The 11,627-nt window shown below is 57.3% G+C and carries 10 protein-coding genes; 1 reads left to right on the top strand and 9 read right to left on the bottom strand.

What is annotated here, in order from left to right; translation table 11 throughout:
- The first annotated feature begins 109 nt into the window (after positions 1–109).
- On the top strand, positions 110–1,414 hold the full coding sequence (locus tag HMPREF1153_RS09610; protein ID WP_009646759.1) for a M18 family aminopeptidase: 1,305 nt from the start codon (positions 110–112) through the stop codon (positions 1,412–1,414).
- 102 nt (positions 1,415–1,516) lie between these two features.
- Here HMPREF1153_RS09610 and HMPREF1153_RS09605 read toward each other — a convergent pair whose 3' ends face one another.
- The 9 genes from HMPREF1153_RS09605 to HMPREF1153_RS09565 all read right to left on the bottom strand — a co-directional run.
- On the bottom strand, positions 1,517–2,209 hold the full coding sequence (locus HMPREF1153_RS09605; protein WP_037370511.1) for a flagellar brake protein: 693 nt from the start codon (positions 2,207–2,209) through the stop codon (positions 1,517–1,519).
- 20 nt (positions 2,210–2,229) lie between these two features.
- The gene (locus HMPREF1153_RS09600; protein WP_009646764.1) at positions 2,230–3,510 is read right to left on the bottom strand and encodes a purple acid phosphatase family protein; all 1,281 of its coding nucleotides are present in this window, start codon (positions 3,508–3,510) and stop codon (positions 2,230–2,232) included.
- Between the two features lie 23 nt (positions 3,511–3,533).
- Complete coding sequence (locus tag HMPREF1153_RS09595) at positions 3,534–4,220, bottom strand: ABC transporter ATP-binding protein (RefSeq protein ID WP_009646763.1); 687 nt, start codon at positions 4,218–4,220, stop codon at positions 3,534–3,536.
- A complete protein-coding gene (locus HMPREF1153_RS09590) occupies positions 4,204–5,154 on the bottom strand; it encodes an oligopeptide/dipeptide ABC transporter ATP-binding protein (RefSeq protein WP_009646765.1) in 951 nt (316 codons plus the stop codon). Before HMPREF1153_RS09590 ends, HMPREF1153_RS09595 begins: the two co-directional genes overlap by 17 nt.
- Positions 5,151–5,975, bottom strand: coding sequence for an ABC transporter permease (locus HMPREF1153_RS09585; protein WP_009646761.1), 825 nt, complete (start codon positions 5,973–5,975; stop codon positions 5,151–5,153). The genes HMPREF1153_RS09590 and HMPREF1153_RS09585 overlap by 4 nt, the downstream gene beginning before the upstream one ends.
- A complete protein-coding gene (locus HMPREF1153_RS09580) occupies positions 5,972–6,913 on the bottom strand; it encodes an ABC transporter permease (RefSeq protein ID WP_009646760.1) in 942 nt (313 codons plus the stop codon). Before HMPREF1153_RS09580 ends, HMPREF1153_RS09585 begins: the two co-directional genes overlap by 4 nt.
- Before the next feature lie 4 nt (positions 6,914–6,917).
- Positions 6,918–8,474 (bottom strand): ABC transporter substrate-binding protein, encoded by a 1,557-nt coding sequence (locus HMPREF1153_RS09575; protein ID WP_009646758.1) that lies wholly within the window; start codon positions 8,472–8,474, stop codon positions 6,918–6,920.
- Between the two features lie 78 nt (positions 8,475–8,552).
- Positions 8,553–10,739 (bottom strand): TonB-dependent receptor, encoded by a 2,187-nt coding sequence (locus tag HMPREF1153_RS09570; RefSeq protein ID WP_232208273.1) that lies wholly within the window; start codon positions 10,737–10,739, stop codon positions 8,553–8,555.
- Positions 10,740–10,765: 26 nt separating this feature from the next.
- On the bottom strand, positions 10,766–11,627 hold an 862-nt coding region (locus HMPREF1153_RS09565), incomplete at its 5' end, for a sirohydrochlorin cobaltochelatase (RefSeq protein WP_037370505.1).

Here is an 11,627-nt window from a genome sequence, read left to right as displayed (position 1 = left end):
CCGCCGCAGGAAGCGCCATCCATCCGCTCTTCATCGGGCTGATCGTCAGTGCGGCACTCATCCTGCCGGGAATTCGTAAGCTTTAAGGACATACACGGAGGAATCTTTCATGACAAATACAGCCATACCCGCAGCGGCAGAAGAACTGCTCGGTTTCATCCAGTGCTCGACCTCCCCTTTTCATGTCGTAGAGGAGAGCGCCAAGAGACTTCTTCGTGCGGGCTTTCAAGAACTCAAGCCTGCGGACTCGTGGCGTCTTGCCGCCGGCGGACGCTACTTCCTGCGCGTCTACGGCTCGACGCTCCTCGCCTTCGTCGTCGGCGAGAAGCCGCTCAAGAGCCACGGCACGCCTCTTCTTATGGCGGCGGCGCACACGGACTTCCCGTGCTTTCGCCTGAAGCCCGAGGCAGGCATGACACGCGACGGCTGCGGCACGCTCAACGTCGAAACGTACGGCGGACTCATCCTGCGCACCTGGCTCGACCGGCCGCTTTCGCTCGCGGGCAAGATCGTGCTGCGCGGCAAGGACGCCTTTCATCCCGAGGTGCGGCTCGTCGACTTTCAAAAGCCGCTCATGACGATCCCGAGCCTCGCCATCCACATGGATCGTGACGTCAACAAAGACGGCGCGCTGAACGCGCAAAAAGACATGCTGCCACTCGCCGCTCTCGTCGGTAGGGACGCAGAAGAGGACTTCTTCCTCGCCTGGCTCGCCGAAGCCTGCGAAACAGAGCGGGACGCCATCCTCTCCTACGATCTCGGCGCTTACCCTTGCGAGACGGGCTGCACCTTCGGACTTCGCGACGAATTCATCTCCTCGCCGAGGCTCGACAACCTCACCTCCGTGCTCGCCTGCCTCAAGGGCATCGAAGAAGCGCATCCCGCACAGGGCATCCGCCTCATCGCGCTCTTCGACAACGAGGAGGTCGGCAGCCGCACGAAGCAGGGCGCCGGCTCCGCCGTGCTCGGCGATGTGCTGCGCCGCATCTATCAAGAGCTTTCGGGCGAAAGCGACGCCGTCTGCCGTGCGCTCGCCGACGGCTTTTTGCTCTCCGTCGACGTTGCGCACGCCGTCCATCCTTCGCACGCGGCGAAAAGCGATCCCGTCGTGCGTCCCGCGCTCGCAGCAGGCGTCGTCCTCAAGCAGGCGGCGTCACAGAGCTACGCGGGAGATGCCGAAGCCTCCGCCATCGTGCGCGCGCTTGCCGAAGAGCATGAGATTCCCTGGCAGAGGTTCGTGAACCGCGCCGACAGCCGCGGCGGCTCGACGCTCGGCGCCATCGCCTCCTCCTTCGTCCCCGTACGCACGATGGACATCGGAGCGCCCATTCTCGCCATGCACTCGGCGCGTGAGACGATGGGCGCCGCCGACCAAGAATCGCTTGAGCGACTTCTCAAAGCGTTTCTCGCTTGAAGAAGCAAATGCCATCCTGCGCGAAACCGCAGGCACGAAATACGCCCCCGAAAGCCATCCTCGGCTCTCGGGGGCGTATTTCGTCGCGGTCTTGTACCATGTTCAGATGCCAAGCCCGCGTTCCAAATACTTGCGCTGCAGCAGGAAGATACATCGCACGAGCTGGTTCTGCTGCCTCTTGTCAAGATATGCCGCGAAGTGTGCGCCGATGTGATAAACAGGCGTCGCAAGCGCCGTGCGGTCGAGCGAGCGCATGACGATGGCCGTCGTCTTCAGCTCGCCGACGGCGGGCAGATCCGGTATGGCGATCTCGATTTCCATGCCGTCTTCCAGCGGCTCTTTCCACACGAAAGAAACGCCGTTGCCGCTGATGTCGACGAGCGTCGTGTCCTTCGCCTTGTTCTTGCCGCCGTAGAGATTCGACAAGGTCACCTGCATGGGAAGCGGCACGGGCACGCGCACGAAATCGCGCTTCTGCTGGCGCTCGACCTCCGCCGGAAGTTCCATGTACCAGATATGATCGGGCAGGGGACTGCTCGCGCAAAACACCGAAGAAAAGCGATAGGTGCACTTCTCGCTCGGCATGGCACAGTGAAAACGTGCGCCGGACTCAGGGCCGTGCGCATATTCGGCATCCGTCAGGCGCATCTCGACGATCAGACGGTCTGCCGTCATCTCCTTGAGAATTCCTATACGCGTCTTCTTTCCGCCCTCCTGCAAAAAATAGATCTTCTCCTCCGGCGCGAGCACTTCTTCAGGCGCAAAACATTCTGCCGCCATACTCTCCGTCGTCATATCTCCTCTTCTTCCTGTCATCACTTCCGCAAACTCACTTCATCGACAAGGCTTCCGTCGGGCAGAAAGCACGAAAAGTGCAGACGCTCTGCCGACGCCTCCAATGTCATATAATTGCCGCGCTCAGGCTGGGCGAGCACCTTCTTGTCGAAACGCGCATTCACAGGCACATCGTAGTAGCAGTTGCCGCAGTTTCCCGTATCGATATAGAAAGGCCCTTCCTTGCTCGGCGCAAAATTCACGATAGACCCTAGCCGCCGATACGTATGCTGATGCGCCGTCAAAACGACATCGGGACGCAGTTCATCGAAGAGCGGCATGAGTAGACGCCCCGTCGCACTGATGTCACCCGTGACGGGATCGCTCAAATCGGGGTAGTCGTACTCGATGACGTCCTTGTGCATCAAGACGATCTTCCACTTCTTGCGGCTCGCCGCCATGTCGCGGCGCAGCCAAGCCATCTGCTCCTCCAGGAGTCCCGCACGCAATGCCTCAACTTCCTCCCACTGCGTGTTGAGCGCGGCGAAGTGGCACGGCCCGTAATCGAAGGAATAGTACCAATGCGAGAAGCGCAGACTGCCGTTGCCGGGCACGGGAAAGTAGCCGAGCCAAGCCAAGGGCAGGCGACATTGCCAGTCGAGATCATACGCTTCATGATTGCCCATCAGCGGAGCGCACGGCAGGCGGCTCATGAGTCCCGCCGCCCCCTCGAACCACTGCCGCCACTGGTAGGCGGCCTCCCCATTGTCGACGAGATCACCCATCATGATAAAGAAGTCCGCGTCCGGGTGCTGCGCCGCCGCACTTTCCGCCGCCTTCTTCCATGTGCGATATCCGTCCGAGCACTGCGAATCGGGAAAGATCAGCGCCTTGAATGCGCCGTCCCCCGCCGTTCGCAGGGAAAACCAAGGCGACGATGTATCGCCCGTGCGCAGGCGGTACTCATACGAAGCGCCCGGCGAAAGCCCTGTCAGAAGCACCTCGTGAGAGAACAGCCGCTCGCCGCCGTCATCGAGAAGTTTCTCGCTCACCGCGAAAGAAGAAAACCCTGCTGCACCCACAAGCCGCAGATCAACGACAGCCTGCGCCTCACTCACCGTGGACTCCCATGCAATCATGCGCGAGGTTCGACTGTCCTCGGTGACGATCTGGCGCACGAAGAACGCTTCCAGCCCCTCAGCGGCAAAGGCCCTGCGCCAGCGCGCGGGGAACAGACTGCCGATTCCCAGCGAGAACAGCGTCCGCAGCGATACTTTCAAAAACCCGCGGCGCGACAGCGCCGGTAAAGAGGCAGACAGCATGGCGAAACCTCCTTGCCGCATTTTCATGACTCATGCAAAACACCGTTTTCCAAATGCAGCGAACGCTGACAGAACCATTGTACCACAGCCGCATCATGAGAAACAAGCAGACAGGCAATTCTCTGTTTTTCTCGCAAATCGCGTAAGAGATGCAAGATCTGCGCCTGCACGGAAATATCAAGCATCGAAGTCGGCTCATCGAGAATCAGAAGGGACGGTTTTAGCAAGAGCGCTCTGCTGATGCTAAAGCGCTGCATCTCCCCGCCGGAAAGTTCGTGCGGATAGCGCCGCAAGAGCTTTTCGTTCAAGCCTACGCGCGCCAGCTGCTCCGCTATACACTCCCTCCATATCGCGCGAGGCGCCACACCCTGAACCTGCAGCGCCTCACGCAAGCTCTTTTCCAACGTGCATCGCGGATCGAAGAACGTACCCGGCGTCTGCGATATAAACTGCACCGAGCGCCGAAAATCGCGCAGCTCATTTCGTGCCAGAGAAAAAACATCCTTCCCTCGCCATCGCACCTCACCGCCGTCGGGAATCTCCAATCCAAGCAGCAGACGCACAAGCGTACTCTTGCCCGAGCCGCTCTTGCCCATGAGGCCGACCGCCTCACCTTCATGCAGCGTCAAGGAAGCTTCGTGCAGAATACGGAAGCGCCCGCCCTTCGCCCGATCCTTATAATGCTTCGTCAGCCTATACGCTTCCAGCATAGAGAAAACACCTCACCTTCCCCGCCCCCGCTGCATAAAGGGATGGCCGCTCCCTGCGACAACGAACATCTGCATGCGTACAGCGCGGGGCGAATCGACAACCTGAGCCGGCATCATCCGATATTTCCGCCTGTAGCGGCAGAGCTTCAAAGCCATTTTCCGGCAAAGCCCGCAACAGCGCCTGCGTATACGGATGATGTGCCGCAAATTCCGGCGCAACAGGAAGAAGTTCCACGATCTCCCCCTCGTACATGACAATAAGACGATCGCATATACTGTGTGCCAAAGCAATATCGTGCGTAATGACGAGAAGCGTGCAGCGCGTCCGCTCCGCCATACGTGCGAGGCTTCTGCCAACTGCCTCGCGCACGTCTTCATCGAGTCCCTTCGTCGGCTCATCTGCCAAAATCCATGCGGGACAGCATGCCGCCGCCATAGCGCAGAGGACGCGCTGCAGCATGCCGCCCGAAAGTTCATGCGGATACGACCGGAGCACGCGCTCCGGCTCTGCTAATTCAAAGGAACGAAGAAGTTCTGCCGCTTTCTCTTGCGTAAGCGGCTTCATGCCCGCTCCGCAGCGCACATCCCGCAGATGTCCGTCGATTGTCCGCAAAGGCGACAGCGCCTCTTGCGGCAGCTGCGGCACCAGCCCCCAGACATTGCCCCACAAAGATGTTTTTTCGCTCTGTGTCAATGCGAATACGTCTTTTCCATCGAACTGCACCTTGCCGCGAATCTCTGCACTTTCCGGCAGCAGTCCGAAGAGCGCCTCGCCGAATACGGATTTGCCGCTGCCGCTCTCGCCGATGATGCCCGTCACACCTCCTTGCGTCAGATGAATACTCATATCATGCAGCACGGGAACCCTTTCTCCGCGCACGTGAAAAGACACGGAGAGTTCCTGCACCTCGAATCCCTTTCCCTCTTTTTTCATCTTCTCACCTCATCCCAACGCACATCCAATCGGTTGCGCAGCTCGCTCGCCAAGATATTGATGGATGCGACCAAGAGCAGGATGCACGCACCAGGAATCAAGACGAGATGTGGAGCACTGCGATAGTAGAGCATCGCATCGCTGACCATCACGCTCCAATCGGGAACAGGCGGCTGCACGCCGAGACCAAGGAAACTCAGTCCCGCAATCGCCAGAATACCTCGTCCCAAGCGCAGCGCTGCGAGCACGAGCAAACTGCTGAAGAGGTTCGGCACGATATGCAGCAAGAGAATCCGCGCATCGCTGCAGCCCAAGACGCGCAGACCTTCCACGAAAGCCATCTGCCGCAGCCGCAGGACTTCCAAGCGAACGATGCGGGAAAATCCCGCCCAAGAAGTCACGACGAGAGCGGCCAGAAGACCGTCCAGGCCTGGCCCCCAAAAGCCCGCTACAGCGACCATGAAGCAGGCGCTGGGAATACCTTGAAAGATATTTGCTGCTGCCGTGAGGAACGCATCGACAACACCTCCATAATATCCCGCCAAGAGTCCTGCCAATGTCCCAAGCAAAAGCGCCACTGCGGTAGACAAAAGTGCAAGAAGAATCGTATAGCGACTGCCGAAGAGAAGTCGGCTCAGCATATCGCGCCCCAAGGCGTCCGTTCCGAGCCAATGCAAGGCATTCGGCAATTCCATGCGATGTGCCATATCGGGCTGAAAGGGATTGTACGGCGCGAGCCATGCAGCGAAGATACCAGAAAGCACGATCGAGAGTACGATGAGCGCCGCGATCAGTGTCAAAAGCGAAGGTCGGCGCATCATGACGACCTCCCAAACCGCGTGCGTGGATCAAGATAATACGCCAGAAGATCGACACCCAGCGATACAAAGACAAAAATCGTCCCCGTCAAGAATACATAGCCTTGCAGAAGCGGATAATCACGAAAGCGTATGGCTTCCATCGCCAAGGAACCAATCCCCGGCAAAGCAAAAACGGATTCGACGATGACAGAACCGCCAAGCACCGACCCAAAATAATTTCCTAAAAGAGCGAGCACGGGCAAAAGCGCATTGGGCAGCGCATAAGTGACGAGGACGCGCCAAGAGGAAAGCCCGCGCGCCGCCGCCACTTTGCAGTAAAGCGCACCGAGTTCCTCGTGCAGACGGCTCGAAAGAAGCTGCGACGTCATCGCCAAAGTCACGAGGGAAAGCGCCATCGACGGTAAAATGTATCCCTCGATCTTTTCTATGCCGCTCGTCGGCAAAATTCCCCACGTTTCTCCAACAATTAGGATTAAGGCGATGGCGAGCAAAAAACTCGGCGTCGAAAGCAAAAGATGGATCAACGCAGACAACACATGACCCAGCAAGCTTCCATGGAAAAACACGACGAGGATGCCGAGAGCAACGCCGCCAGCGCCCGCCCATGCAAGCGCACAAAAAGCGAGCGTCACCGTCACGGGCAAACGCCTTTCGATTTCCTGCCAAACACTGTTTCCCGTGTGCCAAGCCGTGCCGGCATCACCCTGCACGATATGGGACAGCCACATTCCGTACTGCACATACCACGCTTCGTCAAGCCCCATTTTCTCGCGCATCGCCGCAATCTCCTCTGCCGATGCCGCCGACGTGCCCGTCTGATCGAGCATAAGCTCAGCCGGATCGCCCGGTGCGAGGAAGCTCAGTCCGAAAGTCAGAAGACTGATGCCGAACAAGACGGGAAGCACGGACAATATGCGCCGCATAACAAAAGATTCCATTCGTTCACTTCCTCTCCACTTTTGATAACGTGATGCCATAGACCAAAGCCTTGTATCCCGTAATCTCCTTATTATAAGCGACGATGTTCTCATCGTAATAGAGCGGCACGACGGGCAGATCCTCTGCAGAAATTTCCTGCAGGCGCAGGAATATCCTCGCGCGTTCGGCTTCATCGGTCAGCGTCTTGAGCTGCGCCATCAGCGATTCAACCTCCTCGCTTCGATAGCCAAGACACGCTGCCTTGCTGCGCGCACCATCGGGCAATAAAAACGCATTGAATATGAACTGCGGATCGCCATTCGGCAGACCCTGCTGGGAACGCGCGATCTCATAGCGGCCGTGCCTGAGTTCCGCCGTCATCGTCGAATATTCTAGGGGCACGATATGCACGTCGAGACCAATCTCAGAAAGCCAATACGCGATGAGTTCCGCTTCTCCCTTCTGCATTGGATCGGCGCCGTTGAGCAGGTAGCGCACGCTGCAGCGTTTCCCCTGCAGCACCTCGTCCGCCAGGCGCTTCGCCTCAGCCAGATCGTATGGCACAGGAAGTTCACGATAAAAGGGGCTGGCGTTGCTCAGAAGATTCGTCGTCGGCACGGCATAACCCAGAAAAAGTGCATTCACCAATGTTTTGCGATCCAGAGCGAGGCTCAGCGCCCGGCGCATCCTCACGTCGTCAAATGGCGGTTTCGTGCCATTCACGAGGAGCATCTGAACTAGGGAAGAGCGGCTGACTGAAAGCGTGAAGCGCCCGTCCTTCTTGAGTTCTTCCGCCAAGGACGGCGGCATCGCCTTCAAATCGAGCACACCCGCGATCTCACCCGTCTTTAACGCAGAAAAACGCACGTCGGCACTCGGTATATTGCGCACGATGATTTTCTCCGCACGGGCTTTTTCCCCATAGTAATCTTCATTGCGTACAAGAATGACATACTCGCCCAGCTTGTTTTCTGCAATTTTGAACGGCCCTGTGCCGATCGCCTCGCGCGAGAAGTTTCCATCTTCAGCCAGGCACGATGGCGCGTACATCGCACTGCCGAAATTCATCATATTGTATAGTTGATTGACATTCGGCTCGGAAAAGGTAAATTCCACCGTATAATCATCGAGTTTGTCTGCCCGTACGAAATGAGGATAAAAATTGCGGATGTTCAGCATGTAGAAACCCGAAGGCTTCACGCCCTTTTCCAGTCGCTCCATATTCTTGAGCACGACATCTGCCGTGAATTCCGTTCCATCGTGGAAACGCACGCCGCGGCGCAGATGAAAGCACCATCTGCGCCCTCCATCGAGCATCTCCCAGCTCTGTGCAAGGCAAGGAGCAGGTCTGCCCGTCTCTTCATCGTTTGTCACGAGCGGCTCCCATACCTCCAGAATCTTGCTGCAATAGTAGCCGTCATGCTCTCCCGGAGCCAAGTGTCGATACGCCGCCAGAACGATGGCATCCTCTCCGCGCGGTCTCTTCTCTTTCGGTGCATCCGCCTTGGCACAGCCTGCCAGAAGCAACGTCCCAAGCAACAGAAGCGCCAAGAGCCATGTGCCATTTTTCCTCCACCTCATGCTTTCCTCCTATAATCAAGGCGGAAGCCTCGCAGCTCCCGCCCTCACTTATGCTCTTATCTTTAGAAACAACGCTTCTTAAAAATCTACGCTCATCGACAGCGCCAAGGTGCGGGGCGTCGACATGTAGAGATTGTCGCCGCGCGCAATCATCCAGTACGACTTGTCGAAAAGATTGTAGCAGGTGAGCGCGAAACGTGCCGGAAGCTTATCGATCTTCGTCTTGTATTCGATGCCGAGATCGAACACGGCGTATGAAGGCGCCCAGAATTTCTCGTAAAGTACCGGTGCGCTTCCCGTGTAAACCATGCGCCCGAAGGCGCCGAACTTCTCATCCGCATTGTAGCGCACGAGGAGAGAGCCTGCCCAATACGGGCGTCCCGACTCAACGACACCGTCGTATTGCCCACCTTTTGTCTTATCGTACTTCGCGTTGAGATACGACAGTCCCGCAGCAAAATTCCATTTCTTCGCCACGTTGCCGCTCACAGAAAGCTCCACGCCCTTGTGGCGAATCCTGCCATCCTGCAGCTGGTACATGTCGCTGCCGCGAGTCACATCGATGTTGTTCGCCTGCTCGATGTCGAAGAAGCTCAACGCCGTCAAGATGCCCTTGTTGACATACTTGAAACCGATCTCGTTCTGCTTCGTTTTCGCCGCAGGAAGTATCTCGCCCTTGTTCTTATACTTGCTGGCTACGACCGTCCCCACGTCGAAATTCTCGGCATGACTCGCATAGATGGAGAAATTCTCCACAGGATGATACATGATGGCATACGTCGGGCAATAAGCGCTGTCGTTCGCACTCGACGACACCTGTCCCGTCGTCTGACTATAAGAATCAACATGCGAAGAGTGATGATGGATGCCCAAGAGCACATTAAGCTTCTTGTAATCAATCGAATCGACGAAAGAAATGCCCGCGATGCGCGTTTTGTTGGACAAGAACGTTTCGTATTCGGGATGTGCTGAATCTATATAGTTGAAGATTCTCGTGTAGATGTTTCCCGTGCCAAGATTATATGTGGTAAAGTTCTTCGTCCCATGACGCTGACGCCATGCGCGATCGACGGCGAGTGTCAGATGATTCTTCGTCTCGCCGACTTTTACATCACCTTGAACGCCTGCCTGCCAGTAATAAGCTTTCTGCGGCGTCGCCGAACTCTGTTGACGAATATTGAAATCTCCATTATCATTCAAGATTGTCAAGGCGCTGTACTCGTACATGACATTCTTGTTGAGCTTATTGTGCAGGAGGCCGAAATTCATAAACCATTTCCAGTCCTTGTTCATCTTCTGCTCATGATTCAGCGCGAGCACCCAGCCATATGACGCCTTGTCCATGCCATCGAAGGCATAGTCACGCGAATGATCGGGAACGGCAGGCAGCTTCGTAACAGCTCCGCCTAGTTTGAACCAGCGCTGCCCCCCGAGAATCTCGTTGCTGCGATAGCCCGTGAAGAGGTTCGTCTTGCTGCGCTCGTCGCGGTGATCAACATTCACATAGATGCTTGATGACTTGACCTTCTGATTGTCGACCGCCGTCTCTCCATCAACCTTTTCGATATTGACGCGCACACCCCAATCACGATTCCTGCCAAAGCGATGGCTGAGATCGAGATAGCCGCCCAACATGCCCTTTCCCGAGAATGTGGCCGTAAAGCGATTGAAATCCTTCTCTTCCGCACGCTTTGTCACGAAATTTACGAGACCGCCCGCAGCATTCGATTCATAGTGCGTGCCCGTACCTGAAAGGCCGCTGTTCGGACCGGCCACAACATCGGCGCGCGAGATGACATGCGTCGGCGCATTGAACTGCGTCCATATTCCCGGAATGCCGTTCACGTAAGTGCTCGTGCCGTTGGCACGGAAGCCGCGGAACGTGAAGTCATTGTGCAGAATGCTGCCCGACTGGCGGATGGACGGCGACTGCGCCAAGATGCTGTCCAAGGGTTGCGACGGGTCGCTGAAGGAGCGCACTGTCTCCTCCGTGATGTTCGTCACCGTAAACGGCGTCTTCATCGTATCCTGCTGCCCGAGGATGCCGACGGAGCCGCGTCGCGCGGCAAAGCCACGGTTATGTCGATCCGCCGTTACCACGGTCTCATCGATCTGATGCTCCACTGCCTCTTCGGAGGCTGCAGTCTCCGTTTCTTCTGAGGCTGCTTTTTCCATTTCTGCCGCTTGACCGGTTCCAGCCAATCCCGCACTCATGAATGCCAACAGCACAACGATCGTCAATTTCTTTCTCGTAAACATTCCCATTTCCTTGACACCTTTCTTTTAAAATCTCAGTCTTTCCCTCTCAGCGCCTCATACGCCTCGGCTGCCCGTGTCGCAAAGATTTTGCGCACAGCGGCGTTCTCTCCGATGCCCTTGAGAATCGTCTGCACGCAAAAGCCTTCGCGCTCCAAAAGCGATTTGTGCGAATCCGGCTCGTCGCCCGCCATATCGTTCGTCGCATGATCGCCTGCCACGAGCATCAATGGGGCGAGCGTGACCTTCCTTATGCCCGCCTCCTTGAGCTTCGGCACGACATCGTCCAGATTCGGCCGTCCCTCGACGGTGTAGATGTAGACGCGCTCTTCACCGAGATTTTCCAAGCGAGCCTGCATGACAGCGTAGTAGGCATTTGCCGGATGCGGCGTGCCGTGCGCCATGAGGAGCACGGCTTCGTCTTCTGCACGCGCCGGCAACTCCTTCGCAACAGCCGCCATGACCTCTGCGACATCATCGCGCTTCTCCTCCTGCCCCTGCCAATAGACAAGAGGCGTACCGAGCGTCATGCGCCGAAACCACGGCTTGCATTCGTCGAAGACTTCCCGCTTGTAGGCATACTCGATGCCCGGGATGATGTCGAGCGAGACGAGAGCGACGCGCGTACAGCCCTCTTCCTTGAGCTTCTGCAGCGCCTCTTCGGGCGTTGGATAGCGGATGCCCTCGTTCTTTTCCACGCGCTCAATAACAATGTGCGACGTGAAGGCGAGCATGACCTTGACGGCGGGATGCATGCGCCGCACCTCCTCCGCCACGGCGTCAATCGTCTTCTCGCGCGTCTCCTTGAACGTCGTGCCGAAACTCATGACGAGGATGGCATCACGTTCCTCACCAGCAGCGAGCGCAGCATTGTCCGCCACAAGCACGCCGAGGCTT

The sequence above is a fragment of the Selenomonas sp. CM52 genome, from assembly GCF_000292955.1.
Taxonomy (GTDB): Bacteria; Bacillota; Negativicutes; order Selenomonadales; family Selenomonadaceae; genus Selenomonas.
Note: the sequence above shows the minus strand (reverse complement) of the source record. Positions and strands in the feature narration are given on the sequence as shown.

Coding starts and splice junctions, on each gene's coding strand:
- HMPREF1153_RS09595 (WP_009646763.1), bottom strand. CDS start 4,220: ATGCTGGAAGCGTATAGGCTGACGAAGCATTATAAGGATCGGGCGAAG.
- HMPREF1153_RS09585 (WP_009646761.1), bottom strand. CDS start 5,975: ATGATGCGCCGACCTTCGCTTTTGACACTGATCGCGGCGCTCATCGTA.
- HMPREF1153_RS09575 (WP_009646758.1), bottom strand. CDS start 8,474: ATGAGGTGGAGGAAAAATGGCACATGGCTCTTGGCGCTTCTGTTGCTT.
- HMPREF1153_RS09605 (WP_037370511.1), bottom strand. CDS start 2,209: ATGACGACGGAGAGTATGGCGGCAGAATGTTTTGCGCCTGAAGAAGTG.
- HMPREF1153_RS09590 (WP_009646765.1), bottom strand. CDS start 5,154: ATGAAAAAAGAGGGAAAGGGATTCGAGGTGCAGGAACTCTCCGTGTCT.
- HMPREF1153_RS09610 (WP_009646759.1), top strand. CDS start 110: ATGACAAATACAGCCATACCCGCAGCGGCAGAAGAACTGCTCGGTTTC.
- HMPREF1153_RS09600 (WP_009646764.1), bottom strand. CDS start 3,510: ATGCTGTCTGCCTCTTTACCGGCGCTGTCGCGCCGCGGGTTTTTGAAA.
- HMPREF1153_RS09570 (WP_232208273.1), bottom strand. CDS start 10,739: ATGGGAATGTTTACGAGAAAGAAATTGACGATCGTTGTGCTGTTGGCA.
- HMPREF1153_RS09580 (WP_009646760.1), bottom strand. CDS start 6,913: ATGGAATCTTTTGTTATGCGGCGCATATTGTCCGTGCTTCCCGTCTTG.